This window comes from Microvirga splendida (genome assembly GCF_016427565.1).
Taxonomy (GTDB): domain Bacteria; phylum Pseudomonadota; class Alphaproteobacteria; order Rhizobiales; family Beijerinckiaceae; genus Microvirga; species Microvirga splendida.
Window position 1 is genome coordinate 40050 of the sequence record NZ_JAELXT010000014.1, and the last position, 24227, is coordinate 64276.

Consider the following 24227-nt stretch of genomic DNA (forward strand, 5'->3'; position numbering starts at 1 on the left):
TATTGATGAAGCGCCAATCCGGCCCATTCATGACGATCATATTTGCGTGTGCGGCGGCCCTTGCCGCCATGATCGCAACCCTCCCGGCGGCCCAGGCGCAAGGCCAGCCGATTCGCCTCGTGGCCCTCGGCGACAGCCTGACGGCCGGCTACGGCCTGCCCCAGGAGGCGGCGTTCCCGGTGGTGCTGGAGCGGGCGCTGAAAGCGAGGGGCCACAATGTGGAGATCACCAATGCGGGGGTCTCCGGCGATACCTCGTCGGGCGGGCTCGACCGGCTCGACTGGTCGGTGCCCGACGGTACCGACGGGGTGATCCTGGAGCTCGGCGCCAACGACATGCTGCGCGGGCTCGATCCGGCGCTCACCCGCCGGAACATCGACACCATCGTCGAGCGGTTGAAGGCCCGCAACATCCCGGTGATGCTCGCGGGCATGTATGCCTCGCGCAATCTCGGGCCGGATTACGTGCAGAAATTCGACAGCCTCTATCCGGACATTGCGAAGAAGCACGACCTTGTGCTCTATCCCTTCTTCCTGGACGGAGTCGCCGGCGAGCGGTCCCTCAACCTGCCCGACGGGCTTCACCCGACGGCCAAGGGAATCGAGATCATCGTCGAGCGCATCCTGCCCAGCGTCGAGAAATTTCTCGCCCGCATTGCCCAGCGCTGATCGTCGTCAGCGCCCCCTTCTTGCCTGAACGCGGCGGATCATGTCGCCGCGAGGAGCCTGAACCTATGGAATATCGCCGCCTCGGCCGCACGGACCTCAATGTCAGCCTCATCTGCCTCGGCACCATGACCTGGGGCCAGCAGAACACGGAGGCCGAGGGCCATGAGCAGATGGATTATGCCCTCGACCAGGGCGTGAACTTCTTCGACACCGCCGAACTCTACTCGATCCCGCCCAAGCCCGAGACCCAAGGCTCCACGGAGCGGATCATCGGCTCCTGGTTCAAGTCCCGCGGCACCCGCGACAAGGTGATCCTCGCCTCCAAGGTGGTCGGCCGCTCCGACAGCACCTGGTACCGGGACGACGGCTCCAAGGCCGAGCTTTCCCGGGGGCAGATCGAGGAGGCGGTGAACAAGAGCCTCCAGCGGCTCCAGACCGACTACATCGACCTGTACCAGATCCACTGGCCCGACCGCCCCATGCCCTGGGGCTCGAACCCCACGGTCTTCCGCCATCTGGAAGGCAAGTCCCACCCCATCGCCGAGACGGTCGAGATCATGACCGACCTGGTGAAGGCCGGAAAGATCCGCCATTTCGGCCTCTCCAACGAGAGCGCCTGGGGCACCATGACGTTCCTCAAGCACGCGGACGCCAAGGGCCTGGCGCGGGCACAGTCGATCCAGAACGCCTACAACCTCCTCAACCGCACCTACGAGGTGGCGCTGGCCGAGGTGACCATGCAGGAGAATGTGAGCCTGCTCGCCTATTCGCCGCTGGCTCAAGGCTATCTCACCGGCAAGTACCTCGACGGCGCCCGCCCGCCGGGAACGCGCACGACCCTGTTCGGCCGCGGCCAGCGCTACGAGAACCCCACCGCCGAGGCGGCGATCCGCAAATACGTGGCGCTGGCGAAGGAATTCGGCCTCGATCCGGCCCAGATGGCGCTGGCCTTCGTCAATTCCCGCTCCTTCGTCACGTCCAACATCATCGGCGCCACCTCCATGGCGCAGCTGAAGACGGATATCGCCTCCGTCGACGTGACGATCACGCCGGAGTTGGAGAAGCGCATCGACGCCATCCATGTCGAGCACTGCAACCCGTGCCCGTAATCGTCCCCTCACGTCATGGCCGGGCTTGTCCCGGCCATCCACGTCCTTGCGCGGGTTAAGACGTGGATCCCCGGAACAAGTCCGGGGATGACGGCGAAGACGGTTCAACCGGAACAAACCCCGCCACCAATCGTCTGATTCGACACGACCAGCCTCGGGAGGTGCCGCATGCCACGCCTGTTCACCGGCATCGAGATTCCCCCTGAGATCGCCCTGGCGCTGTCGGGCTTCCGCGGCGGGATCCCCGGCGCGCGCTGGGTCGAGCCTGAGAACTACCACATCACCCTGCGCTTCATCGGCGACATCGACGAGCGCATGGCTGATGATGTCACCTCGATTCTCGGGGAGAGGCGCCAGCGCGCGCCGATCACCATCACCATCGACGGGCTCGACAGCTTCGGGGGCTCGAAACCCCGCGCGGTCTTCGCCCGCACCTCCGGCAACGGCGAGCTGAACGACCTGCAGGGGGAGCAGGAGCGTCTCCTTCGGCAAGTCGGTCTTGATGCCGAGGCGCGCAAGTTCACCCCGCACGTCACCCTGGCGCGCCTGAAGCATGTCTCCCCCGTCGACGTGGCCCATTACATCGCAACCCATGGGCGCTTCCCGAAGCTCACCTTCACGGCGCAGCGCTTCGTCCTGTACTCCTCCCGCGCCTCCGTGGGCGGCGGCCCCTACGTGATCGAAGCAGCCTATCCTTTGAGCTAGACCTCGACGCTCGGATGCAGGCCTGTTACTGCAACGCCCATGGCTTCGCTCATCTTCATCACCCACCCAGAGGTGGTCATCGATCCCGCCCAGCCGATCACCGAGTGGCCGCTGAACGCCATCGGACGCAGGCGCATGGAGCGGTTCGTGGATCTGCTCGCCGGCCGCAATATCACGGCCGTTTATGCGAGCACGGAGCGGAAAGCGCGCGATGGCGCCGCCATCGTGGCGGAGCGTCTCGGGCTACCCTACGAGGAGCATGAGGATCTCGGCGAAAACGACCGCTCCTCCACGGGCTTCATCGCCCCGCCGGAATTCTGGGACGTGGTGCGCGAATTCTTCGGCCGGCCGCACGAGAGCATCCGCGGCTGGGAGCGCGCCGTCGACGCGCAGACGCGGATCGTGACGGCCATCGACCGCATCCTGCGCGAGGACCAGACCTCCGGCGACATCGTGGTCGTCTCCCACGGCGCCGTCGGGTGCCTGCTCACGGCTCACCTTCAGCAGGTGGAGATCGGCCGGGAGAGCCGTCCACAGCACCCTGGCGGCGGCTGCTTCATCGTCATCGACCGGGACACCTTCACGCTCGAGCAGGACTGGCGCGCCATCGAGGATGGGTTTGCGGAACGCGCTTCGGCTTGAGCTTCAAATTGGTTGGATTATTTTTTGGAAGCAGGTGGTGCGTGTATCGCTGTAGCCGAGATGCTCGTAGAACTGCTTCACGCGCTCATTGTCATCTCGCACGAGCAAATTGAGCTTCCATACACCACGCTTTGCCAACCAGCGCTCGGCAGCCTCCATGACGGCTCGCCCTAGCCCTTTTCCCTGATCCTGCGGGGCAGTCGCGACATAATAAACCCAGCCCCGATGTCCATCCTCTCCGACCATCACCGTCGCTGCAACTTGCTCGCCCGATAAGGCGACCAGAATTGTTGAATGAGGGTTGCGGCGAGCAAACGCGATGTCCTTTTCCGGATCGTTCCATGGTTTGGCAACACCCGATGCGTGCCAGATGGCAACAACCTGCCCGATATCTTCATCGCTTATCTCGCGAATGACAGGATCGGCCGTCATGATTTGCTTTCCTATAGAAAAGTTCTCGCTGTACGATAATGATAGGACTTTAGATGAAAGCGCCCTGTCTCAATACTTTTATTTCGGACAAGGTTAATCTAGCTTCCACCTTAACCTCCAAGCCTGTCGCCAGGCGCTTTCCATTCTTCGGGCTTGTATTGTTACGTAAGCGAGGCTAGCCCCTCCTGACGAGGCGCAGGACCTAAACCAATCCCATGACCCGCAACCGCATCGCCGAAACGGCGCCGGGCATCGCCTTGTGCGCAGCCATCGCGCTTGCGGCGATGGGCCTGCAGCGGCTCGAAGAGCACTGGACCGGGCGGCCCTGGCTCGAGGCGCTCGTCATCGCGATCCTGCTCGGAACCCTCCTGCGCACCCTCTGGAATCCAGGCAGGCGCTGGGCTCCCGGCATCGGCTTTTCCGCCAAGACCCTGCTCGAAATCGCCGTGATGCTGCTCGGCGCCTCGATCAGCTTCCAGGCCGTGCTGGATGCGGGTCCCGGCCTCATCCTCGGCATCGCGGTCGTGGTGGCCCTGGCCCTCGGAGCGAGCTACGGGATCGGCCGGATGCTCGGCCTGCCGAAGCGCATGGCGGTGCTGGTTGCCTGCGGCAACGCGATCTGCGGCAACTCGGCGATCGCGGCGGTCGCGCCCGTGATCGGCGCGAAGCCTGCAGATGTCGCTTCCTCCATCGCCTTCACGGCTATTCTCGGCGTGATCGTCGTGATCGCCCTGCCCCTGCTGGTGCCGCTCGCCGGCCTGTCGATGACCCAATACGGCGTGCTTGCGGGACTCACCGTCTATGCGGTGCCGCAGGTGCTCGCCGCCACCGTGCCGGTCGGCCTCGTGAGCACGCAGCTCGGCACCCTCGTGAAGCTCGTGCGCGTGCTGATGCTGGGGCCGGTGGTGATCGGGCTATCGGTTCTGGCCCGCCGACAGGCGGAGGGACCGAAACCGGGCCTCGCCTTCGGCCGTCTCGTGCCCTGGTTCATCGTCGGCTTCTTAAGCCTCGCGCTGCTGCGCTCCCTCGGGGCGATTCCCGAGGCGCTCCTGCAGGTCGTCATGCCGGTCACCACCTTTCTCACCATCGTGGCGATGGCGGCGCTCGGCCTCGGCGTCGACCTCAAGGTGCTGGGGAAAGTCGGCGGGCGGGTGACGCTCGCCGTGACGCTCTCGCTCCTGGTGCTGGTCGCCATCAGCCTGGGCCTCATCCGCCTGCTCGGCATCCCTTGAGGCCTTGAAACCGCGTCTCGCCGCTTCATCACTAGAGGGTGTCTTTTCTCAGGATGAGTGCGCCGATGCCCCGATTGTCCGATTCCGAGCGTCAGGAACTCCTGCCCGCCCTCGACGGCTGGGCGATGGTGGAGGGCCGCGATGCGATCACCAAGCGCTTCGTCTTCGAGGATTTCAGCCAGGCCTTCGGCTGGATGACCCGCGTGGCGCTCGCCGCCGAGGCGATGAATCACCATCCCGAATGGTCGAACACCTACAACCGGGTCGAGGTCACGCTGGCCACCCACGACGCCAAGGGGCTCACCCGCCGCGACGTCGAGCTGGCGCAGCGCATGGACCAGATGGCCGCAGGGCTGACGAAGAGATAGGCCATGGCACACGACCGAACAGTCACGGGAGGCTGCGCGTGCGGGCAGCTGACCTTTCGGGCGCAGGGCGAACCGAAGCGCGTGGGCCTGTGCCATTGCATGACCTGCCGCAAGATCAGCGGCGCGCCCTTCAACGCCTTCGTGATCTACCCGGTCGATCAGGTGACGATCACGGGCGAGGTCCGTACATGGTCCGCGACGCCGGAGACGGAGCGCTGCTTCTGCCCCGTCTGCGGCTCGCAGGTGTTCGACCGCGACGCGGTGGACGAGATCGAGATCAAGCTCGGCGCCTTCGACGAGCCGAGCCTGTTCACGCCGACCTACGAGGCCTGGACGAAACGACGCGAGACCTGGCTCTGCACCCCGGATCTCAAGAGCTTTCCCGAGAACCGGGGTGATATTCCTTGAAAGCTCTTACTTCGGCTGCATGCGCAGCGCGCCGTCGAGGCGGATGCCCTCGCCGTTGAGCATGTCGTTCTCGATGATCGCCTTGACGAGGTTTGCATATTCCTCGGGCCGCCCGAGACGCGAGGGGAACGGCACGTTGGCTTCCAGCGCCTTGCGGTAATCCTCGGCGATGCCCTCGAAGAGCGGCGTGTGGAACAGGCCCGGCATGATCGTCATCACCCGGATGCCGAAGCCCGAGAGATCGCGGGCGACGGGCAGCGTCAGGCCGTGCACGCCGCCCTTGGAGGCGGAATAGGCGGCCTGGCCGATCTGCCCGTCCTGCGCGGCCACGGACGAGGTGTTGACGATGACGCCGCGCCCGCCGTCGGGCGTCACCGGGTCCAGTCCCGCCATGGCGGCGGCGCATTTGGTGATCATGGCGTAGGTGCCGATCAGGTTGATCTCGACCGCGCGGCGGAAGCTCGCGACATCGTGCGGGATCAGCTCGCCGGTGTCGCGCTTCTTCGACACCGTGCGCTTGCCCGGCGCGATGCCGGCGCAGTTGACGAGGATGCGCTCGATGCCGTTCGCCGCGCGCGCCGCCGCCAGCGCCGAATCGATGGAGGCCTCGTCCGTCACGTCTGTCCGGCAGAAGATGGCGCCGATGTCCTGGGCAACCTGCTCGCCGCGTTCCGCGTTCATATCGAGAATGGCCACTTTCGCGCCGCTGGCGGCCAGCATGCGGGCCGTGGCCTCGCCGAGGCCGGAAGCGCCCCCGGTGACGATTGCTGCCATCAATTTGTCGAGCTTCATCGCTTTTCTCCCTGTGTCGGGACACGTCTTACGGTATCCTCGACGGAACGGGAACGCAGACCATGGAAGGAACACACCGGATGAGCGAACCCTTCGTGAAGCCTTTCACCAAGGCCGAGATGGAGGCCATGCGCGAGGCGACCCGTGACGAGGAAGGCCTCAAGCGCCGCTTCTGGGAGAAGCTCAAGCGCGTGGCGGGCAAGATCCCCTTCGCCGAGGACCTGGTGGCCGCCTTCTACTGTGCGACCGATCCGTCGACTCCCAGCCGCGTGAAGCTGATTCTCATCGGGGCGATCGCGTATTTCGTGTTCCCGACGGATGCGATCACCGACCTCCTGCCCCTGATCGGCTTTGCCGACGATGCCGCGGTGCTGGCGGCCGCCATCACCCAGGTGGCCGGCTCCATCACGGAAGAGCACCGGGAGAAAGCCCGGACGACCTTGGCCGAGACGCAAGGGAAAGCTTAGCGACAGTTTTGGCCCGCGCAGGCTCAAGAAGAATATATACTTATTGCAATGTTATTTCTTGGCGTTATAAGTGATTCCCGTTAGCACTAAAGTGATTTCAACTCCTCCGACTTTTCAAAAACGAACAAGCTTTGAAGGATACTGATCGGGTCGCCCAGGCGGCCCTTTTTATTGGGCTGCGGCTCAGCCCGGTCGGTACTCCTGAAGCAACCGCCACGTTTCGACGCATCGCCGATCCTGCAATGCGGCCTTATCGGAGATGGTGAAAAGTTCTTAACCATCGGCCTGTATCGTCCCGCCCCATGATTCCTGCATCTCTCCAGCGCGGCATCGCCGCGGGCATCCTTTCCGCCCTCGTCGTCCTCGGAACCGGACCTGCAGCCCTGGCTCAGGCCCAGCGTCCGACGCAGCCATCCACTCGCTCGGCTCCGGCCAAACCCGCAGCCAAGCCGGCCTCCCCGGCCAAGCCCTCGGCCGCCAAGCCTTCTGCCGCCAAGACCTCGCCGGCCAAGCCTGCCGCAGCGGCGGCTGGAGCGGCAGCGGCGGCCGGCGCGGCCAAGCCGGCGCGGGCTGCCGCGAGCCCTGGCGGCTCGCTCGTGACGTCCTACGGCGACTGGGAGGTCTACATGGCCCAGACCGGGCGCTCGAAGATCTGCTATGCGCTCAGCCGTCCGAAGGACTGGACGCCCAAGAACGTCAATCGCGACCCGGCCTATCTTTTCGTCTCCTTCCGCCCTGCGGAAAACGTGAAGAACGAGGTGGCCTTCGAGTTCGGCTTCACGGCCAAGGAGAACGGCCCGGCCGAAGTCTCCGTCGGCAAGGAATCCTATGCTCTCGTGGCCAAGGCGACCAATGCCTGGCTGAAGAACCCGGCTGAGGAAGGCCAGGCCATCGCCAGCATGGCGAAGAGCGGCACCATGACCGTGAAGTCGCAGTCGGCCCGCGGCTCGAATCTCACCGACCGCTATTCGCTCAACGGCTTCACCAAGGCCCTGGAGCACGCCCGCAAGGAATGCGCTTCGTAGGGTCTCCGCGCGGTTGAAAAAGGTCGCTTCGATGAGCATCTTCCGGGCCTGAGGCCCGGATTTTGCGTTTAAGCGCTCACTTTTCCGGCGCAATCGTGTTATAAGACCACCGAATTCCCAAAAACGAAGGCATGATCTCCCATGGCGACGGTGCTCGACATCGCCAAGCGCAACCCCAATGCGGCCCCCCTGGCCGTGAGCGATGCCGCGCGCGCGGCCGGGTTCATTGAAAAGACCGCGGAGCTGAACGTCGTGGCCGGGGCCGCTCCCGGCGGCGCCTCGCTCGTCGGCCTCACCCGCGACCAGCTGAAGGATTCGCTGGCTGCCATCGACGTGCCCGAGCGCGAGCTCAAGATGCGCGTGGCCCAGCTCTGGCATTGGATCTATTTCCGCGGCGCCAGGGATTTTGCCGAGATGACCAACATGGGCAAGGAGCTGCGCGCCAAGCTCAGCACAGCCTATACGCTCGCCCGCCCGCAGGTGGTCTCCGAGCAGGTCTCGAAGGACGGCACCCGCAAGTGGCTGATCCGCATGGCCTCCACCGGCCCCCTCGACAAGGGCGCGGAGATCGAGTGCGTGTACATTCCCGAGGTCGACCGCGGCACGCTGTGCGTGTCGAGCCAGGTCGGCTGCACGCTCACCTGCTCCTTCTGCCATACGGGCACCCAGCGCCTCGTGCGCAACCTGACCTCGGCCGAGATCGTGGCGCAGCTCATCGTCGCCCGCGACGCCATCGGCGACTGGCCCGGCGCTACGCCGCCGGACGGCGCCTTCGTGCCCAGCGACGGCGGACGCTTCGTGTCCAACATCGTGTTCATGGGCATGGGCGAGCCGCTCTACAACACCGACAACGTGGTGGCCGCCATCGACGTGATGTCGGACGGCGAGGGCCTGACCCTGTCGCGCCGGCGCATCACGGTCTCCACCTCCGGCGTCGTGCCGCAGATGGAGCGCCTGGGCGCGGAAGCCAACACCATGCTGGCGATCTCGCTCCACGCCGTGCGCGATGAACTGCGCGACGAGCTGGTGCCGATCAACCGCAAATACGACATCAAGCAGCTGCTCGACGCCTGCCGGGCCTATCCCGGCCTGTCGAACGCGCGCCGCATCACCTTCGAATACGTGATGCTGAAAGGCGTGAACGATTCGGATGCCGACGCCCGCAAGCTCGTCCAGCTGCTCAAGGGCATTCCGGCGAAGATCAACCTGATTCCGTTCAATCCCTGGCCCGGCTCGAAATACGAGTGCTCGGACTGGGAGCGGATTGAGCGCTTCTCCGAGATCGTCTACCGGGCCGGCTACGCATCCCCCGTGCGCACCCCGCGCGGCCGCGACATCCTGGCCGCCTGCGGCCAGCTCAAGAGCGAGACCGAAAAGCTGCGCGCCCGCGCCCGCATGATGGCCGAACAGGGCATCGGGGCTGAGGGTGTGTATGCGGTGGGGAACGGGGAGTAAGCCCTGAATGGCGCCGCGCTGCCCTCAGCGCGGCGCTTTCTCCACAGGCTGACTGGCGGATGCTCCGAGGCTCCTTTAGTTATGAGCCATGATCCGCTGGCTCATCCTCATCCCCTTCGCGCTCCTCATCGCCGTCGGCGCGAGCGGCACGTTCTTCCTTATCGCCTCGATCGTCGACCCGGTGATGGCGCTTTTGACCGGCGACACGCTCTTCGTCGGCTTCTGGTCTCTGCTCGATGCGGTGTTTGCCGCTGAGGATCCCGGGCCCGTCGTGGAGGATGCGTTCCTGGCGGTCGGCCGAATCATGTTCACGCTGCTGATCTTCCCGCCGCTGCTGGTCGCCATCGTCAGCGAGGTGCTGGGGATGCGCAGCCTCCTCTGGCACGTGCTCGCCACGGCCGTTCTGACGGCGGCGGTGCCCTGGATCCTGCGCGGGCAGGCGCGGATCGCCAGCCCCGAGGAACTGCATGTGAGCTTCGTGCTGGGGCTCACCGGCGCCGTCGCCGGCCTCGTCTACTGGGCGATCATCGGCGGGCGCGAACCGAGGCGGCCCGCCCCTACCGCGCCGTCGTCAGGATCTTGACGGCGAAGACCGAGAACAGGCCGGCGAAGGAATAGTCGATCCCGCGCATGAGCTTCGGACGACCGCGCAGCAGCGCGATCACCTTGTCGGCACCCAGGATCATGAGCACGCCCATGGGGGCCGTGAGCACGATGAAGTAGAGGCCCAGGAACAGGAGCTTGTCGGCGGCATGCGGGTCGGCCGGATCGACGAATTGCGGCAGGAAGGTCACGAAGAACAGCACCACCTTGGGGTTTGTGAGATTGATGCCCACCCCCAGGAAGAAGGTCTTCCAGAACGGGATCTCCGCCCGGCCCTCGTCCTTCACGCTCAAGGCCGAGCCGTTGCGCACGGCGTCGAACGCCATCCACAACAGGTAGAGCGCACCAACAATTTTCAGCACCGTGAAGGCGGTGACGGAAGCGGCCAGCAGAGCCGAGAGGCCGAGCGCCGCCAGCAGTGTATGGACGCCGCAGCCTGCCATCGCGCCCAGCATCGCGGCCATGCCGGCCCTGCGCCCGCCCGCCATGGTCTTGGCCAGGGAGAGGCTCATGTCCGGGCCCGGCGTGATGAACAGCAGGGTGGCGGCGAGCGAGTAGGTGATGAGCGTGCTGACGTCGGGCAGGAAGGTCATGGATGCGATCCGGTCGAAGCGGCGGGATCATGCCTCAATCCCGTGTGCACGGCTACCGGAAAACCGCTTGTTGAAACGCCGCCCCTGCTCCATGTGTTGATCCGGACGGGATAAGAAGAACCAAAATCCGCGAGAAGGACAGACATGACCGCATTGCTCTCACCCGCCCGGATCCGTATGGCCCTGACCGGCCTGATCCTGGCGTTCGGATTGTCGGCCTGCGGCATCAACAACGTTCCGACCCTGGAGGAGCAGGCCAAGGCCGCCTGGAGCGAGGTGCAGAACCAGTACCAGCGCCGAGCCGATCTCATTCCCAACCTCGTCGAGACCGTGAAGGGCTTCGCCCAGCAGGAGCGCGAGGTGCTGACCCAGGTGACGGAGGCCCGCGCCCGCGCTACGCAGATCCAGGTCGACGCCTCCACGGTCACCGACCCTGAGAAGTTCCGGCAATACCAGGAGGCGCAGAGCCAGCTCTCCGGCGCGCTCGGCCGGCTGCTCGCCACCGTCGAGCGGTACCCGGAGCTGAAGTCCAACGCCAACTTCCTGGCTCTGCAGTCGCAGCTCGAGGGCACCGAGAACCGCATCGCCGTCGCCCGGCGGGACTACATCTCCGCCGTTCAGTCCTACAACACGGAGCTGCGCACGGTTCCCGGCCGCTGGGTCGCTTCCATCGTGTACCCGGACGCGAAGCCCATGGAGACGTTCACCGCAACGGCCGGATCCGACCGCCCGCCGCCGGTGAAATTCTAAGCGGATGAGGGGCACTGGTGATCCTCCCTCCCCCTTGCGGGGAGCGATCGAGGGTGGGGGTCGGATCGTCAGAGCTCCATACCTTGTCCAGAATGCATGTGGCCGCTACAGCGGGCTCTGGTTGCGCCGTGCGCCCGGCTGCGCGACCCCCACCCCTGCCCCTCCCCGCAAGGGGGAGGGAAGAATGGCGGCGCTCATCATCGCCCTTCTCACGCTCCTTCTCTTCCCCCTCCCTGCCCTCGCCCAGACCTTCCCGCCCCTCACCGGCCGGGTGGTCGATGCGGCCGATCTCCTGAAGCCCGAGGAGCAGGCCGCGCTTGAAGCGAAGCTGAAAGCCCATGAGGACAGGACCACCGACCAGGTGGTGGTCGCGACCGTGCGTTCGCTGGAAGGCTACGAGATCGAGGATTACGCCAATCGCCTGTTCCGCCACTGGCAGCTCGGTCAGAAGGGCAAGGACAACGGCGCCCTGCTCCTCGTGGCCCCGCAGGAGCGGAAAGTCCGCATCGAGGTGGGGTACGGCCTCGAGGGCGCCCTCACGGACGCCCTGTCGAAAATCATCATCGCCACGGCCATCGCGCCCCAGTTCCAGAGGGGCGATTTCGTGGGCGGCATCGATGCGGGAATCGACGCCATCCTGTCGATTCTCACCGGCGACGCGGAGGAATGGCAGCGGCGCGCCCAGGTGCGCGAGGACAGCACCACCGCCATCGACCCCGTTGTGGCCTTCATCATCCTGCTGATCCTGTTCTTCCTGATCTCGCGTCTGATGGGCGCGGGCCGCAGGCGAGGCATCCGGCGGGGCCGCCATGGCCCGTGGATTGTCACCACCGGCGGGTGGGGAGGCGGCGGCTGGTCGCGCGGCGGCGGCGGATGGTCCGGCGGAGGCGGGTTCTCGGGAGGGGGCGGCTCGTCGGGCGGCGGCGGCGCTTCGGGGAGCTGGTAGATGATTTCAACCGAGGAACAGGCCCGCCTAGCCGGCGCCATCAGCACCGTGGAGACTGGAACCTCCGGCGAGGTGGTTCTCGTGATCGCCGAGCAGGCCGGGCACTACCGGGCCGTTCCGCTGATCTGGGCCATGCTCACGGCCCTCGTCACGCCCTGGCCGCTGATCTGGCTCACGCAGATCGGCACCGCGCGCATCTTCCTGATCCAACTCGCGGTCGCACTCGCATTGAGCCTCCTGCTCTCCTGGCCGAAGCTGCGCTTTGCCCTGGTGCCGCGCTCCGTCAAGCATGCCCAGGCGCACGAGGCCGCCTCGCGCGAGTTCCTGCGGCGCGGAATGACCCGCACGCGGGAGAAGACGGGCGTGCTGATCTATCTCGCGCTCGCCGAGCGCCATGCGGAGATCCTGGCCGATACGGGCATTGCAGACCGGGCCGGGCCGGGCATCTGGGCCGGCATCGTGTCGGACCTGACGGCGGCGATCCGGGAGGGCCGGATGATCGAGGGGCTGGAGGAGGCCATCGGGCGCACGGGCGCGATCCTGGCCGAGCACGCCCCTCCACGGGTCGACGACGTGAACGAGCTGCCCAACAAGGTCATTCTGCTGGATTAGAGCATTTTCGGCGAAGTGGATCCGGTTCGCCGTCAAAAAATGCGGCAGTCCAAGGACAGAGAGCCGATTCCGTTGAATCGGCTCTAAAGCCCGGGGCCCTTCGCGGCGCCGAGGATGATGCCGGGCCGGGTCGCATCCGTGCCCTGCACGAGCACCACATAAGCATCGCCATCCTTGCGGGCCATGTCGAGCGGCACCTCGAAGCGGGCCGAGCCGCCGCGCCATTCGCCGACCCGGTTCAGACTGCGCACCACATTGGCGTAGGTGATGGTCTTGCCCTTGTTCTCGCCGCGCTCGATCGGCACCGTCTGGGACTTCAGCACGGGCAGGATCCACACCTCGGCCTCGCGCTGCGTGGTGTCGGGGGTCTCCTCGACGGCAATCGTGACCGTGCCGTCCCGTTCGGTGATGATCACGTTCACCGGCAGTGTGCTGCGGCCCTTGGTGGTGACCTGGATCGCCTTTTCGACCTTTGCCCGGTCGGACCCGATGGAGGATTTCTTGCCGTTGACGATGATCTGCGGCGTGAAGACCTGCCGGTCGTTGCGGGAATGGGCATAGGCCTTCTGCCGCTCGGTAAAGGACACATGGGCAAGCGTGTCCTTCCAGCCGAGATAATCCCAATAATTGACCGGCAGCGACAGGGCCACGATGTCCGGCTGGCGGGAATATTCGACCAGAAGCTGGTCCGCCGGCGGGCAGGATGAGCAGCCCTGGCTGGTGAAGAGCTCGACCACCGCACGGGGCGGTTCCGCCCAGGCAGGCTGCAGAGAAGCGGCAAATGCAAGGGCCGCCAGGGTCGCTTTCAATTGGGATACCATGATGCCGCCATGGAACATGAATTCCGCCTCAAGGTGAACTCACTTTACCTTGAGCACCAGCACATCGTGCGGACCCAGCGGGCCGCGCACGATGTGCTCTTCAACGATTGGAGCATCGGATCAGATCCCAAATGCGGGACCCACTTTTGGGTCCGATGCTTTGGCAGGCACCCGCCAACGGCGATGCATCCACAGCCATTGCTCCGGGTATTCCCGCACCCATTCCTCCACCACGGAGGTCATGGCCTGCATCGCGCCCTGCACGTTGATCTGGCCGTCCGGGTCCCGCGGCAGATCGAGGGGGGGCGTGAGCTGCAGGCGGAAGCGGTGGTTGGGGAGCCGGATCACCCGCACCCCGTGGACCGGGCAGTCGAAGCGGCGGGCGAATTTTCCCAGGATCGGGTTCACCAGGGCCGGGCGGCCCATGAAGCTGACGATCACCCCGCGGGTGAAATGCTGGTCGATGAGCATGCCCAGATGCCCGTCCTTCTCCAGCGCCCCCTGCATGGCGAAGGCCGCGCCCTGCCGGGCCGCTTCCAGGTTGCCCATGGTCTCGCTGCGGATCTCGTGCAGCACGCGGGCGATGGCCGGATCGTTGGGTGCGCGGAACACCGCCGTGGTGTCGAGCCCGAACCGGGCGGCGCAGATGGCCGGCAGCTCCCAGTTGGCGAGATGGGCGGAGAAGATGAGGCCGGGCCTGCCGTCGTCGCGAAGCTCAAGGAAATGGTCGATCCCGTCGACCTCGGTGCGGCCGGGAACGTCGCTGTCCGGATCGAAATCGAACAGGCGCCCAAGATGTGGGTATTCGCCGGCCGTGCGGCCAAGATTGTCCCAGGCCGCCGTGGCGAGCGCCTTCACCTCGGCTTCCGATTTCTGCGGATAGACCGCGCGGATGTTGTTCAGGGCCGTCTTGTGGGCGCGAAGCAAAGGGCCGAAGGTGCGCGTCAGCGCCGCTCCGACTGCGCCGGAGCGCTCAGGACCCAGGGCGCGCGCCAGGCCGAACACGCCGCGCACGACGCCGACCATGACCGTCTCCGTGAGGCGCGAGACGAGGCTGCGGGGGCGGTGTGAGGAATTCACAAGATGGTCCTGTTCGATGTATCAGGCCGAATTCTCGGCTCGTCCGTTGAGCTGCGGGCTGGAAATGTGGCCAGATATCAGATCTTTAGATCGACAACCAGTGGGACGTGATCGCTGATCTTCGTGGGAACATACTGCTCATAGGTGCCAAGCAGAGCCTGTTCTACATCTATGCTGCGCGATCGGAACAGAAAGTCGATATGGAATTGGCGATCACGGTTCCAGGTCCAGTAAAGCGTAGCGGCAGTTTCTTGGCCATGCTCCTCTTGTTTGTGGTCGTGCCAAGCGCTTGCGAGGCCGAGCTCGTCGAAAATCTTCAGCACATCGCTGAAGCGCTTACCCGGAGACTTTCGCTTGTCCATCGCAACGCAATGATTGAAGTCTCCAGCAATGATTGTCGGAGCGGCTTCAACAAAGTCTCGCAGCTTGGCAAGAGCACTCAGAGTGGGTGGGCCGCATTCTTGCGACGAGTCGACCCACACCGCCACTATATGCAAAACCTGAGACCCATTATGTGCGATGACCGGACAGAACCAGCGCTCGGAAATGCTCATCGCCGGCGATAGCTTCCAGCCGCCGTAACCGATGACCGCTAAGCCTTTCTGTCCTTCATCGCCAAGCCAGAGCGACCTTTCAGACAATCCGGCAAAGGCAAGGCACCCCGGCCTGACCTCCTGAATGATCGCGAGGTCTGGGTCCAGCCTTTCAAGGTGCCCGAACTTACGGTTAAAGCCGTCGCAAACATTCCATGTGACGATGCGCAAGGCCTCCTCCTTAGAACGTCACGATCACCTTGCCGAAGACCTTGCGGCCCTCGAGCCGCTCCAGGCCCTTCTGGAACTCGTCGAGGGGGAAGACCGCGTCGATGACCGGGCTCATGCCTTGGGCCATCTTGTCGAGCGACTGGGAGATGTTCTCGATCCGGCAGCCGAAGGACCCAAAAATCCGGTATTGCTGCTGGAAGAGCTGCATCAGGTTCATGGTGGTGGACACGCCCGAGGTCGAGCCGCAGGTGACGAGGCGCCCGCCGCGCTTGAGGCACAGCAAGCTGCCGTTCCAGGTCTCGGCGCCCACATGTTCGAACGCCACGTCGACGCCCTTGCGCTTGGTCAGCCGCCGGACCTCGCCCTCGAAGCGCTCGGTGCGGTAGTTGACGACGTAATCGGCGCCCAAGGCCTTCGCCTTCTCGCCCTTCTCGTCGTCGCCCACGGTGGTATAGACCGTGCAGCCGATGGCCTTGGCCATCTTGATCGCCGCCGTGCCGATGCCCGAGCCGCCCGCGTGGACGAGGATCGACTCAGCCGGTTCCAGCTTCGCGTTGTCGAACAGCATATGCTGCACGGTGCCGAAGCCGATGGGCGCGCAGGCCGCCTGCTCGAAGGAGACGCCCTGCGGCACCGGGATCACGAGGCGCTCGGGCCGATTGATCAGCTCGCGGGCAAAGCCGTCGATGTGGAAGCCCATGATGCCGGCGACGTTCTCGCACAGATTGTCCCAGCCTTTCCGGCAGGCGCTGCAATGGCCGCAGGTCTCGGCCCCGTACATGGTCACCGGATCGCCCGCCTTGAACCGGGTGACGCCCTCGCCCACCGCGGCGATCTCGCCCGAGGCCTCGACGCCCACGGCCTGGGGCATCTTGCGCTTGGCGAACGCCATGCCGCGAAAGCCCCAGACATCGAGGAAGTTCAGCGCCAGCGCCTTCACCCGCACCTGCACCTCGCCCGGACCGGGAGGCGGCGGGGCGTCGATCTCGGTGATGCGAAGGTCACGGTCGCCGAAAAGCTGGAGGGAGCGCATGAACTGGCTTTCTTCGAAAGGCTTTGAACGGAATTCTGTGTCGTCGCCGCTTAAAGGGCAGAACCCGGAATGACAAGCCGATAGGCGAGCTTCCCGGCTCAACCAAGTCCATATAACAATACATCTCTGCGTTCGATGGGGATGGGCGTGAATACGATATGGGCGATCATTGCGGGCACCCCGCTGTGGGTCTGGGCCGTTCTTGGACTGGTCATCTATCTCGGCATGACCGCCCTCAAGCCCGGCAGCAGAAGCCCTCTGCGTCTCAGCGTTATTCCAGGCGTTTTCCTAGCCGTAGCGCTCGGAACGCTTCTTCATTCGTCTCGACTTCCCGAAGCTCTTCCGTTCTGGCTGGCCAGCGGCCTTTTGGGGATCGGGATCGGAGCCATCTGGGCCATGCTTCTGCCCATCGGTATCGACCGGGCAGAGGGACATCTGCGAATGCCCGGCACGGCGTTCTGGCTCGTGACGGGTCTTCTGCTGTTCGGCATGCGCTATGCCCTCGAGGTCTACTCGGCCCTCGGCCGCAACTCGGCCCAGGAACATCTTGTGACCTTGCTGCCCTACACGGTCACCGGTCTCGGAACCGGAATGAGCGTTGGCTGGTGGGCCGCTCTCATGACGCGCTATTTTCGCGCTGCCGGACCGTGAGAGATGGAGCACTGCACTCCCTCTCCCCGGGAGAGGTGAGCCAGCACCATTCTCGTCGCGCGATCCCGGATCGGCTCCGCCGTCCGGGATGACGCCGTGGTCCTACCGATGCACGCCCAGCATCGAGGTCAGGCCGCCGTCGATGGGCAGCACCGTGCCGGTGATGTAGGCGGCGGGCTCGCTCATGAGGAAGGCGGCCAACCCTGCGATCTCCTCCGGCTTGGCGAAGCGCCCGGCCGGGATCTGCTTTTCCATGTTCTCGCGGTAGGCGGCATAGGGCGCCATCATGTCCGTGTCGATGAAGCCCGGCGCGATCACGTTCACGGTGACGCCGCGCTTGGCGGTCTCGACGGAGAGTGTGCGGCAATAGGAGATCAGCGCGCCTTTGGAGGCCGCGTAGGCCGCGTTGCCCGGATTGCCCTGGAGCGCCGCCACCGACCCGATGGCCACGATGCGCCCCTGCTTGGCGCGGATCATGCCGCGCATGAGCGCCTTGGCGATGCGGGTCAACGACCAGAAGTTCACCTGCATGGCGGTTTCGGCCTTGTCCTGCTGCATCATGGCGGCAAGCGCATCGTAGGGCTGGCCGGCATTGTGGATGAGCCCGAAGAAGCTCTCGCCCTCGATCCCCTCGCAGAAGGCCTCCAGCGCCGCCTTGTCGGCGAGATCGACCTCGTGGGCCGTGACGGTGCGGCCGGAATTCGCCTGCATCAGCTCTTGGCTCAGCGCCTTCGCGGCGTCTCCCGACGAGCGGTAGGTGAAGTCGACGTCGTGGCCTGCGGCCACAAGCGCCCGCACGATGGCGGCACCGACACCCTTGCCGCCGCCCGTCACCAGAACCCGTGTCATATCTCAAGCCCCTTTCGGCTCGGCCCCGAAGACGAGGCAGGTGTTCTGGCCGCCGAAGCCGAAGGAATTGGAGAGCACGTAACGCACCTCCGCGTCGCGGGCGACGTTGGGCACCACGTCGAGCGGAATCGCCGGATCCGGCACCTGATAGTTGATCGTCGGCGGAATGCGGCCCGTCGCGATGGTCATGAGCGACATCACGGCCTCGACCGCGCCGGCGGCGGTCAGCGTATGGCCGATCATCGACTTGTTGGAGGAGATCGGAACGCTCGCCATGCGCTCGCCGAACACGGCGGTGCAGCTCATGGCCTCCATCTTGTCGTTCTCCGGCGTCGAGGTGCCGTGGGCGTTGACGTAGTCGATGTCGTCCGGCGCGAGGCCCGCGTCAGTCAGGGCCTCGCGGATCGCCGTGATGGCCGGCATGCCGTCCGGCGACGAGCGGGTGCGGTGGAAGCCGTCGCCCTTTTCGCCGCAGCCGAGCACGTAGCCGAGGATCCTGGCGCCGCGCGCCCTCGCCTTCTCGGCATCCTCCAGCACGAGCGCCGCGCCGCCCTCGCCCATGACGAAGCCGTCGCGGTTCTTGGAGAAGGGCTTTGACGCCCCTTCCGGGTTCTCGTTCTGGGTCGAGAGCGCGGAGAGCAGCGAGAAGCGGACCAGCGATTCAGGGTTCACCGAGCCGTCGGTGCCGATGCACAAAGCCGCATCGGTCTCGCCCCGGCGGATCGCCTCGACGCCGAGCTGGATCGCCGTGGCGCCGGACGAGCAGGCGGTGGAGAGCGAGATCGGCGAGCCCCTGGTGCCGAAGCGGTCGGCGACCCGGTCGGCCACGGTGCCGAAGATGAACAGATCGTGCCACGGCTTGAACTCGCCCGAGGCCGCAGCCTTCAGCAGATCCTTGTAGGTGACGTCGCCGTCCTGGCCGGAGGCCTTGGCCAAAGCCTCGCGCTGCGGCCATTCCATCTCGACCGGCGGCACGGCGATGAACAGCGCGCCGGGGAAATCCTCTTGGTTCAGCCCCGACTGGCCCACCGCCTCCTCGGCCGCCAGCATGGCAAGCCGCTCGGACAGCATGGGGGCGCAGAACGGCTCCACGTCGACCGAGTCGATGGTGCCGGCAATCGTGGTGCGCAGGCCGTCCGTGGGGAAGCGCTCGATGCGGTGGATGCCGGACCGGCCGGCCGTCAGCGCGGCCCAGGTGTCGTCCTTGCCCTGGCCGAGGGACGTGACCACGCCCATGCCGGTGACGGCGACGAGCGGGCGGCCCTGTTTGTCGCGAAGCGCCATAGCGTTCTCCTCAAGCCTTGGTGAGCCGGATGGCGCCTTCGCCGCGCCAATGCCCGATGGAGGTGACGAGCGCCTCGCTCGGCCCGCCCCTGGCGATCAGGCCGGCGGCCAGCGCGACGCCGATGGGCGCCTGGGCCTCCATGGTGTGGCCGACGAGATCGCCGGTCGCGTGCAGGGCGGCACCCGGGGCGATATCCCGGAGCGCGGCCTGCTCCTCGTCGGTGATGCCCTTAATGCCGGTGGCGCCGGAGAGCACCACATCGGGTTTGGCGCCGAGCTGCTTCGTCAGGGCGTGAAGGGCGCCCTCGACGCTGCCGGGCTTGCGGCGGCTGCGGTCGGAGGCGACGCCGGCAATCGCTGCCAGCGGCGTCACGCCCCGCGCAGCGGCGTGCTCACGGGATTCGAGCACCAGGAAGCAGCCCCCGGACCCGAGGATCATGCCGCCGCCCTGCGCGGGGCGCTCCCAGACCGGAGCGTAGGGCTTCTTCCAGAGGAAGCCGCCCATCTCGTAGATGAGGAGCACGTCGGGACGCTCGGCATTGTAGGAGCCGCCGACGAGAAAGATGTCGTCCTGGCCCGAGGCGATGCGCTCGCGGGCGATGCGGAGGGCATCAACGCCGCTCGATTCCTCGCCCATGAAGGTGCGCGAAGCGCCGGTGACGCCGTGGACGATGGAGATGTTGCCGGCGAGCAGGTTGGAGAGCTGGGCCAGGAACAGGGTCGGACGCAGGTCGCCCATCAGGCGCTCGTTGAGGAAGACGCCGGGATTGTTCGCCTGGCGCAGCCCGGTGAGGATCTGCCCGTCGACTGCATAGTCGCGCTCGCCGCCGCCGGCCGAGACGATGAGCTGCATGCGGCCCTTGAGAGCCGCATCGTCCTTGGCGCCGGCCGCATCGAGGGCGAGGCCCGCCGCATAGCAGCCGAGCTTCTGCCACGGCTCCATCTGCCGCTGGTCGGATTTCTTCGGGATCTGCCGGTCCCATTCCAGGGGGGCCGCCGGGTGGACCGGGAAGGGCTCGAACGTGGCCGCATCCGTGTACGGGGCACCGTCGGCGAGCGCCGTCAGGTGCGCGTCCAGGCCCTCGCCGGCAGAAGAGACGAGGCCTACTCCCGTGATGACGACATCGCGCATCAAACCGTCTCCTCGAGAAGACCGATGCGCCTGGCTTGCGCGCGCATCAGGCCGTCCATGCCTTCCGGGAAGGGCATGATCCGGAAGCGCAGCTCGGCGTCGCAGATCGGCTTGCCCTCGGCCGTGATCCTGGCCTTGGTCACCGCATAGCCCGAGCCTTCATGCTCCAGCTGCGCTGTGACGTTCAGCACCGTACCCGGTCCGACGAAGGTGCGAAAGCGCGCCTTGTCGACGCCCATCAGGAACGGCATGTGGGTGAAGCCCATGACGCCCAGCACCAGATAGCCGGAGGCCTGGGCCATGGTCTCCGTGAGGAGAACGCCGGGCACGAGGGGGTGGCCGGGGAAGTGCCCTTCGAAGACGGGGCTTTCCTGGGGGACGACGGAGGACACCTCGATCCGCTTGGTCTCGCGGTCGAGGGTCGTCACCCGGTCGATCATTTCAAAATATTCGAGGCGCATTTTTCGCAAAACCTGTCCCCCTCCCCCTTGTGGGGAGGGGCTAGGGGCGGGGGTGCCGGCGATAAACTGGACCAGTGTGACGCTTACACCCCCACCTCCAACTCCTCCCCACAAGGGGGAGGAGGGCTGCGTCGCGCCTACCATCCCGACAAGCCCCCCAGGGCCTAACCGCCGGGACGGTTGTCTTGTCTTCAGGCCTGCTTGGCCGCCACCAGCGCGTCGATGCGCGCCACGAGGTTCTTCAGGACGAAGTACTCCTCGGCCGGAGCCTTGCCCTCGTTCACTTCCTGGGTCCACTGCTCCAGGGGCAGCTTGATCCCGAAGGCCTTGTCGATGGCGAACGCGATATCGAGGAACGCGAGCGAGTCGATGCCCAGATCCTCGATGGCGTGGCTCTCGGGAGTGATCTGCTCGCGCGGGATATCGGCGGTCTCTGAAATGATGCCGGCGACGGTCTCGAAGGTGGACGACATGACGCCGCTCTCCTGAAGTGCTTGTTGGTCTCAACGATGCGGCGCCGGCAAGCTTAAGGAAGGCCCGGTGTCCAGACGCACTATTCGTCGAGGAGGGTTGTTTCAGAGCGCACCCCTTACACGACAGGCGGCAGACCGGCAACCGATTGGTTGCATCTCGCCGGATCTCCCTTAACCGGGGGTGGGAACTTCGGCCGCGGCAACGGCATATGGGAGGAGACGATTGATTAATCGGCTCCCATCGTCGATAAGGCGGCCTTCGGCCCTTGCACCGAATGATCTTACATAAAAACAGATTGCTGGATCGACGTGTTCAACAGGTTCCTCAAGCCTGAAATCCGCTATGCCCGCCGCATGGCCCGGATCGCCCGCTGGGACAGACCCGTCGAGGGGCTGTCCGGGCGCCTGCGCGCCTGGGCCCATATGCTCATCGCCGATCACGGCGTTTTCCGCCTCTTCTACCTGAACAAGCACCCGGTCACGGACCGGCTCTGGCGCTCGGCCCAGCCGGCCCCGCACCAGATCGCCGCCCTGAAGGCCGAAGGCATCAAGACGATCATCAACCTGCGCGGCGGCCGGGAGCACGGCTCGTGGCAGCTGCAGAAGGAGGCCTGCGAGCGGCTGGGCATCCACCTGGAGGAGTTCGTGGTGCGCTCCCGCGGCGCACCGGACCGGGAGACCCTGCTCTCGGCCAAGAAATTCTTCGACACGATCGAATACCCGGCGGTCCTGCACTGCAAGTCCGGCGCCGACCGGGCCGGCTTCGTGGCCGCCCTCTACCTCGTGGTCTATGAGGGCAAGTCCATCGACGAGGCCCAGCGGCAGCTGTCCATGCGCTACGGACATTTCCGCTTCTCGAAGACCGGCATCCTGGACGAGTTCTTCGATCTCTATCGCCGCGACGGCGAAGCCAAGGGCATCCCGTTCCTCACCTGGATCGAGACCCGGTACGACGCGGACGACCTGGAACGGAACTTCCGTTACGGCTTCTGGTCCCACCTTCTCGTCGACAGGATCATGCGGCGCGAGTAGGCCGCTATGGGCCAGCCTCTAAGGAACTGAGGTCAGGACGCCGCCAGGCTCGGCTCGCTGTCGTCGGACAGCTGCAGGCGGTGCAGGCGGGCATAGGCGCCCGCCTTGGCGATGAGGGCCTCGTGCGACCCGGTTTCGGCAACCCGCCCCTTTTCCATCACGACGATCTTCTCCGCATTGCGGACCGTCGAGAGGCGGTGGGCGATCACCAGGGTGGTGCGGCCCTTCATGAGCTTGCGGATGGCATCCTGCACCAGCCGCTCCGATTCGGAATCCAGCGCGCTCGTCGCCTCGTCGAGGAGCAGGATCGGCGCGTCCTTCAGGAAGGCGCGGGCGAGCGAAATGCGCTGGCGCTCGCCGCCCGACATGCGGCCGCCGCCCGGCCCCACCACCGTATCGTAGCCCTCCGGCATTCTCATGATGAAGTCGTGGGCCGCCGCCGCCTTGGCGGCGTTCACGATCTCCTCGTCGGAGGCGCCGGACCGGCCGAAGGCGATGTTGGCCCGGATCGTGTCGTCGAAGAGGATCACGTCCTGGCTCACCACCGCAACGGCCTGCCTCAGGCTCGCCAGGGAGACGTCGCGCACGTCCTGCCCGTCGATCAGGACCGTGCCCTGGGTCGCGTCGTAGAGGCGCGGCACGAGGGACAGGAGCGTCGACTTGCCCGAGCCGGAGCGGCCGACCAAGGCCGTGGTCTGCCCGGCCTCGGCGGTAAGGCTGACATGGTCGAGGGCCGCGGCCTCTCCATCGTAGGAGAAGGACAGGTCCGCAAACCGGATCTCGCCGCCGTTCAGCCGCAGCGGCTCCACGCCCGGCTTGTCCTGGATCCGGGGCGCCTGATCCATCATGTGGAAGGTGCGCTGCAGGGCCGCCGCCGCTTCCTGGACAATGGCATTGAGGTTGCCGAGCGCCCGGACCGGATGCGCCGCCATGACGAGGGCGCTGACGAAGCCCGTGAAGTCGCCCACGGTGCTGTCCCCGGCGAGGATGCGCTGGCCGATCAGCATGAGGACGATCGCCACCGCGAGGCCGCCGCCCGTTTCCAGCACCGGATCCATCCGCCCGCGGGCATTGGCGGCCTTCATCTTGAGGCCGCGCACGTCGTCGAAGGTCTTGGCGGCCTTGGCCTTCAGGTAGCGCTCCAGCCCATAGGTCTTGGCGATGCGCGTGCCGGCAAGGCTCTCGGTGATGAGGCTCGCCATCACGCCGGTCTGCTCCTGGGTGGAGGCGGCCACTTGGCGCAGCCTCCGGCCGATCTTGTTGACCGGGTAGGCGAAGAAGGGCGCGATGATGGCCGCCACGATGGTCAGGACCGGGTCGATCCAGAGCATGGCGGCGATCAGGGCGATCAGGGTCGTGGTCTCGCGCAGGAACACCGTCGACAGGCGGGTGAGCGCCTCCCGGATGAAGGCGAAATCCGTGGTGAAGCGCTGGGTCAGGGCCGCCGGGCTCTCGCGATCGATCTGGGACAGGTCGGCCTCGATCATGTGGCCGTAGAGCGCCGTCTGCATGTCGGCCTCGATCCGGGTCACCACCTTGTTGGTGAGCACCGTGAGCGCGAGCAGCGAGAAACCTTTCACGGAGGTCACGGCGATCACGAAGAGCGGGGCCAGCATGATGGCCTGCGCATCCTTCATGTCGAAGGCGTCGAAGGCCGCCTTGATGAGGACCGGGTAGAGCCCCGTCGCGCCGGACACCAGGGCGACCAGCACGAGCACCACGGCCAGCGTCTTCCGGTGCGGACGCATCCAGTCCCGCCACAGGCGGCTGATCAAGGGAAGGGTGTCCCCCCGAAGGATGCTCTTGGACGCCATGGACTCTCTGAAATTCCCGATTGGAG

Annotated in this window: 29 protein-coding genes; 16 read left to right on the plus strand and 13 right to left on the minus strand. The window is 65.9% G+C overall.

Features of this window, described 5'->3' with window-relative positions; all coding sequences use genetic code 11:
* Positions 1–5: 5 nt before the first annotated feature.
* The 4 genes from JAO75_RS14230 to JAO75_RS14245 all read left to right on the plus strand — a co-directional run bounded on the left by JAO75_RS14230 (position 6) and on the right by JAO75_RS14245 (position 3124).
* On the plus strand, positions 6–668 hold the full coding sequence (locus JAO75_RS14230; protein WP_199049801.1) for an arylesterase: 663 nt from the start codon (positions 6–8) through the stop codon (positions 666–668).
* A 65-nt stretch (positions 669–733) separates the two neighbouring features.
* Positions 734–1777 (plus strand): aldo/keto reductase, encoded by a 1044-nt coding sequence (locus JAO75_RS14235; protein ID WP_199049802.1) that lies wholly within the window; start codon positions 734–736, stop codon positions 1775–1777.
* A 168-nt stretch (positions 1778–1945) separates the two neighbouring features.
* Positions 1946–2482, plus strand: coding sequence for an RNA 2',3'-cyclic phosphodiesterase (gene thpR / locus JAO75_RS14240; protein ID WP_199049803.1), 537 nt, complete (start codon positions 1946–1948; stop codon positions 2480–2482).
* Between the two features lie 39 nt (positions 2483–2521).
* On the plus strand, positions 2522–3124 hold the full coding sequence (locus JAO75_RS14245; RefSeq protein ID WP_199049804.1) for a histidine phosphatase family protein: 603 nt from the start codon (positions 2522–2524) through the stop codon (positions 3122–3124).
* A gap of 3 nt (positions 3125–3127) precedes the next feature.
* On the opposite strand, the gene JAO75_RS14250 is transcribed toward JAO75_RS14245, so the two are convergent.
* Positions 3128–3556: a GNAT family acetyltransferase gene (locus JAO75_RS14250; RefSeq protein WP_199049805.1), complete on the minus strand. Its 429-nt coding sequence runs from the start codon at positions 3554–3556 to the stop codon at positions 3128–3130.
* A 215-nt stretch (positions 3557–3771) separates the two neighbouring features.
* On the opposite strand from JAO75_RS14250, the gene JAO75_RS14255 reads away from it, so the two are divergent.
* The 3 genes from JAO75_RS14255 (at position 3772) to JAO75_RS14265 (ending at position 5564) form a co-directional block, all read left to right on the plus strand.
* On the plus strand, positions 3772–4788 hold the full coding sequence (locus tag JAO75_RS14255) for a YeiH family protein (RefSeq protein WP_199049806.1): 1017 nt from the start codon (positions 3772–3774) through the stop codon (positions 4786–4788).
* Positions 4789–4853: 65 nt separating this feature from the next.
* Positions 4854–5156, plus strand: coding sequence for a 4a-hydroxytetrahydrobiopterin dehydratase (locus JAO75_RS14260; protein WP_199049807.1), 303 nt, complete (start codon positions 4854–4856; stop codon positions 5154–5156).
* Positions 5157–5159: 3 nt separating this feature from the next.
* Complete coding sequence (locus tag JAO75_RS14265; protein ID WP_199049808.1) at positions 5160–5564, plus strand: GFA family protein; 405 nt, start codon at positions 5160–5162, stop codon at positions 5562–5564.
* 6 nt (positions 5565–5570) lie between these two features.
* Here the strand turns inward: JAO75_RS14265 and JAO75_RS14270 are convergent, their stop codons facing one another.
* The gene (locus JAO75_RS14270; protein ID WP_199049809.1) at positions 5571–6356 is read right to left on the minus strand and encodes an SDR family NAD(P)-dependent oxidoreductase; all 786 of its coding nucleotides are present in this window, start codon (positions 6354–6356) and stop codon (positions 5571–5573) included.
* Positions 6357–6436: 80 nt separating this feature from the next.
* Here JAO75_RS14270 and JAO75_RS14275 point away from each other — a divergent pair, with 80 nt between their 5' ends.
* The 4 genes from JAO75_RS14275 to JAO75_RS14290 all read left to right on the plus strand — a co-directional run bounded on the left by JAO75_RS14275 (position 6437) and on the right by JAO75_RS14290 (position 9886).
* Entirely contained in the window at positions 6437–6823 is a 387-nt protein-coding gene (locus tag JAO75_RS14275; RefSeq protein ID WP_199049810.1) for a YkvA family protein, read from the plus strand.
* Between the two features lie 302 nt (positions 6824–7125).
* Positions 7126–7848: an invasion associated locus B family protein gene (locus JAO75_RS14280; RefSeq protein WP_199049811.1), complete on the plus strand. Its 723-nt coding sequence runs from the start codon at positions 7126–7128 to the stop codon at positions 7846–7848.
* A 141-nt stretch (positions 7849–7989) separates the two neighbouring features.
* Complete coding sequence (gene rlmN, locus JAO75_RS14285) at positions 7990–9303, plus strand: dual-specificity RNA methyltransferase RlmN (protein WP_246742507.1); 1314 nt, start codon at positions 7990–7992, stop codon at positions 9301–9303.
* An 88-nt stretch (positions 9304–9391) separates the two neighbouring features.
* On the plus strand, positions 9392–9886 hold the full coding sequence (locus JAO75_RS14290; RefSeq protein WP_199049812.1) for a hypothetical protein: 495 nt from the start codon (positions 9392–9394) through the stop codon (positions 9884–9886).
* Here JAO75_RS14290 and JAO75_RS14295 read toward each other — a convergent pair.
* Positions 9861–10499 carry a LysE family translocator gene (locus tag JAO75_RS14295; protein ID WP_199049813.1) on the minus strand — a complete coding sequence of 213 codons (639 nt, stop codon included), beginning with the start codon at positions 10497–10499 and terminating at the stop codon, positions 9861–9863. The genes JAO75_RS14290 and JAO75_RS14295 overlap by 26 nt on opposite strands.
* A gap of 144 nt (positions 10500–10643) precedes the next feature.
* Here JAO75_RS14295 and JAO75_RS14300 point away from each other — a divergent pair, with 144 nt between their 5' ends.
* The 3 genes from JAO75_RS14300 (at position 10644) to JAO75_RS14310 (ending at position 12807) form a co-directional block, all read left to right on the plus strand.
* Positions 10644–11249, plus strand: coding sequence for a LemA family protein (locus JAO75_RS14300; protein WP_199049814.1), 606 nt, complete (start codon positions 10644–10646; stop codon positions 11247–11249).
* 184 nt (positions 11250–11433) lie between these two features.
* Entirely contained in the window at positions 11434–12195 is a 762-nt protein-coding gene (locus JAO75_RS14305) for a TPM domain-containing protein (protein WP_199049815.1), read from the plus strand.
* The gene (locus JAO75_RS14310) at positions 12196–12807 is read left to right on the plus strand and encodes a TPM domain-containing protein (RefSeq protein WP_199049816.1); all 612 of its coding nucleotides are present in this window, start codon (positions 12196–12198) and stop codon (positions 12805–12807) included. It begins immediately after the preceding gene.
* An 83-nt stretch (positions 12808–12890) separates the two neighbouring features.
* Here the strand turns inward: JAO75_RS14310 and JAO75_RS14315 are convergent, their stop codons facing one another.
* From JAO75_RS14315 to JAO75_RS14330, 4 genes are all read right to left on the minus strand, one after another.
* Entirely contained in the window at positions 12891–13646 is a 756-nt protein-coding gene (locus JAO75_RS14315) for a DUF1223 domain-containing protein (protein WP_199049817.1), read from the minus strand.
* Between the two features lie 102 nt (positions 13647–13748).
* Positions 13749–14708 (minus strand): lipid A biosynthesis lauroyl acyltransferase, encoded by a 960-nt coding sequence (locus JAO75_RS14320; protein WP_343234619.1) that lies wholly within the window; start codon positions 14706–14708, stop codon positions 13749–13751.
* Positions 14709–14785: 77 nt separating this feature from the next.
* Entirely contained in the window at positions 14786–15472 is a 687-nt protein-coding gene (locus JAO75_RS14325; RefSeq protein WP_199049818.1) for an endonuclease/exonuclease/phosphatase family protein, read from the minus strand.
* A gap of 10 nt (positions 15473–15482) precedes the next feature.
* Entirely contained in the window at positions 15483–16505 is a 1023-nt protein-coding gene (locus tag JAO75_RS14330; RefSeq protein ID WP_199049819.1) for a zinc-binding dehydrogenase, read from the minus strand.
* 147 nt (positions 16506–16652) lie between these two features.
* Here JAO75_RS14330 and JAO75_RS14335 point away from each other — a divergent pair, with 147 nt between their 5' ends.
* Entirely contained in the window at positions 16653–17156 is a 504-nt protein-coding gene (locus tag JAO75_RS14335) for a hypothetical protein (RefSeq protein ID WP_199049820.1), read from the plus strand.
* A 102-nt stretch (positions 17157–17258) separates the two neighbouring features.
* Here JAO75_RS14335 and JAO75_RS14340 read toward each other — a convergent pair whose 3' ends face one another.
* From JAO75_RS14340 to JAO75_RS14360, 5 genes are all read right to left on the minus strand, one after another.
* Positions 17259–18005: an SDR family NAD(P)-dependent oxidoreductase gene (locus tag JAO75_RS14340; RefSeq protein WP_199049821.1), complete on the minus strand. Its 747-nt coding sequence runs from the start codon at positions 18003–18005 to the stop codon at positions 17259–17261.
* Between the two features lie 3 nt (positions 18006–18008).
* On the minus strand, positions 18009–19289 hold the full coding sequence (locus tag JAO75_RS14345) for a beta-ketoacyl-ACP synthase (protein WP_199049822.1): 1281 nt from the start codon (positions 19287–19289) through the stop codon (positions 18009–18011).
* Between the two features lie 10 nt (positions 19290–19299).
* Positions 19300–20421, minus strand: a complete 1122-nt coding sequence (locus JAO75_RS14350) for a beta-ketoacyl-ACP synthase (protein ID WP_199049823.1) — start codon at positions 20419–20421, stop codon at positions 19300–19302.
* Positions 20421–20882, minus strand: a complete 462-nt coding sequence (locus JAO75_RS14355) for a 3-hydroxyacyl-ACP dehydratase FabZ family protein (RefSeq protein WP_199049824.1) — start codon at positions 20880–20882, stop codon at positions 20421–20423. Before JAO75_RS14355 ends, JAO75_RS14350 begins: the two co-directional genes overlap by 1 nt.
* Positions 20883–21073: 191 nt before the next feature.
* Entirely contained in the window at positions 21074–21355 is a 282-nt protein-coding gene (locus tag JAO75_RS14360; RefSeq protein WP_009490841.1) for an acyl carrier protein, read from the minus strand.
* A 309-nt stretch (positions 21356–21664) separates the two neighbouring features.
* Here JAO75_RS14360 and JAO75_RS14365 point away from each other — a divergent pair, with 309 nt between their 5' ends.
* On the plus strand, positions 21665–22387 hold the full coding sequence (locus JAO75_RS14365) for a fused DSP-PTPase phosphatase/NAD kinase-like protein (RefSeq protein WP_199049825.1): 723 nt from the start codon (positions 21665–21667) through the stop codon (positions 22385–22387).
* A 32-nt stretch (positions 22388–22419) separates the two neighbouring features.
* Here the strand turns inward: JAO75_RS14365 and JAO75_RS14370 are convergent, their stop codons facing one another.
* A complete protein-coding gene (locus JAO75_RS14370; RefSeq protein ID WP_199049826.1) occupies positions 22420–24201 on the minus strand; it encodes an ABC transporter ATP-binding protein in 1782 nt (593 codons plus the stop codon).
* Between the last annotated feature and the right edge of the window lie 26 nt (positions 24202–24227).

What these genes read in the sequence shown, in the direction of transcription:
- JAO75_RS14265 (WP_199049808.1), top strand. Translation starts at nt 5,160, where the DNA reads ATGGCACACGACCGAACAGTCACGGGAGGCTGCGCGTGCGGGCAGCTG.
- JAO75_RS14350 (WP_199049823.1), bottom strand. Translation starts at nt 20,421, where the DNA reads ATGCGCGATGTCGTCATCACGGGAGTAGGCCTCGTCTCTTCTGCCGGC.
- thpR (WP_199049803.1), top strand. Translation starts at nt 1,946, where the DNA reads ATGCCACGCCTGTTCACCGGCATCGAGATTCCCCCTGAGATCGCCCTG.
- JAO75_RS14275 (WP_199049810.1), top strand. Translation starts at nt 6,437, where the DNA reads ATGAGCGAACCCTTCGTGAAGCCTTTCACCAAGGCCGAGATGGAGGCC.
- JAO75_RS14270 (WP_199049809.1), bottom strand. Translation starts at nt 6,356, where the DNA reads ATGAAGCTCGACAAATTGATGGCAGCAATCGTCACCGGGGGCGCTTCC.
- JAO75_RS14255 (WP_199049806.1), top strand. Translation starts at nt 3,772, where the DNA reads ATGACCCGCAACCGCATCGCCGAAACGGCGCCGGGCATCGCCTTGTGC.
- JAO75_RS14315 (WP_199049817.1), bottom strand. Translation starts at nt 13,646, where the DNA reads ATGTTCCATGGCGGCATCATGGTATCCCAATTGAAAGCGACCCTGGCG.
- JAO75_RS14340 (WP_199049821.1), bottom strand. Translation starts at nt 18,005, where the DNA reads ATGACACGGGTTCTGGTGACGGGCGGCGGCAAGGGTGTCGGTGCCGCC.
- JAO75_RS14250 (WP_199049805.1), bottom strand. Translation starts at nt 3,556, where the DNA reads ATGACGGCCGATCCTGTCATTCGCGAGATAAGCGATGAAGATATCGGG.
- JAO75_RS14280 (WP_199049811.1), top strand. Translation starts at nt 7,126, where the DNA reads ATGATTCCTGCATCTCTCCAGCGCGGCATCGCCGCGGGCATCCTTTCC.
- JAO75_RS14370 (WP_199049826.1), bottom strand. Translation starts at nt 24,201, where the DNA reads ATGGCGTCCAAGAGCATCCTTCGGGGGGACACCCTTCCCTTGATCAGC.
- JAO75_RS14330 (WP_199049819.1), bottom strand. Translation starts at nt 16,505, where the DNA reads ATGCGCTCCCTCCAGCTTTTCGGCGACCGTGACCTTCGCATCACCGAG.
- JAO75_RS14295 (WP_199049813.1), bottom strand. Translation starts at nt 10,499, where the DNA reads ATGACCTTCCTGCCCGACGTCAGCACGCTCATCACCTACTCGCTCGCC.
- JAO75_RS14245 (WP_199049804.1), top strand. Translation starts at nt 2,522, where the DNA reads ATGGCTTCGCTCATCTTCATCACCCACCCAGAGGTGGTCATCGATCCC.
- JAO75_RS14230 (WP_199049801.1), top strand. Translation starts at nt 6, where the DNA reads ATGAAGCGCCAATCCGGCCCATTCATGACGATCATATTTGCGTGTGCG.
- JAO75_RS14355 (WP_199049824.1), bottom strand. Translation starts at nt 20,882, where the DNA reads ATGCGCCTCGAATATTTTGAAATGATCGACCGGGTGACGACCCTCGAC.
- JAO75_RS14360 (WP_009490841.1), bottom strand. Translation starts at nt 21,355, where the DNA reads ATGTCGTCCACCTTCGAGACCGTCGCCGGCATCATTTCAGAGACCGCC.
- JAO75_RS14310 (WP_199049816.1), top strand. Translation starts at nt 12,196, where the DNA reads ATGATTTCAACCGAGGAACAGGCCCGCCTAGCCGGCGCCATCAGCACC.
- JAO75_RS14345 (WP_199049822.1), bottom strand. Translation starts at nt 19,289, where the DNA reads ATGGCGCTTCGCGACAAACAGGGCCGCCCGCTCGTCGCCGTCACCGGC.
- JAO75_RS14260 (WP_199049807.1), top strand. Translation starts at nt 4,854, where the DNA reads ATGCCCCGATTGTCCGATTCCGAGCGTCAGGAACTCCTGCCCGCCCTC.
- JAO75_RS14305 (WP_199049815.1), top strand. Translation starts at nt 11,434, where the DNA reads ATGGCGGCGCTCATCATCGCCCTTCTCACGCTCCTTCTCTTCCCCCTC.
- JAO75_RS14290 (WP_199049812.1), top strand. Translation starts at nt 9,392, where the DNA reads ATGATCCGCTGGCTCATCCTCATCCCCTTCGCGCTCCTCATCGCCGTC.
- JAO75_RS14300 (WP_199049814.1), top strand. Translation starts at nt 10,644, where the DNA reads ATGACCGCATTGCTCTCACCCGCCCGGATCCGTATGGCCCTGACCGGC.
- rlmN (WP_246742507.1), top strand. Translation starts at nt 7,990, where the DNA reads ATGGCGACGGTGCTCGACATCGCCAAGCGCAACCCCAATGCGGCCCCC.
- JAO75_RS14235 (WP_199049802.1), top strand. Translation starts at nt 734, where the DNA reads ATGGAATATCGCCGCCTCGGCCGCACGGACCTCAATGTCAGCCTCATC.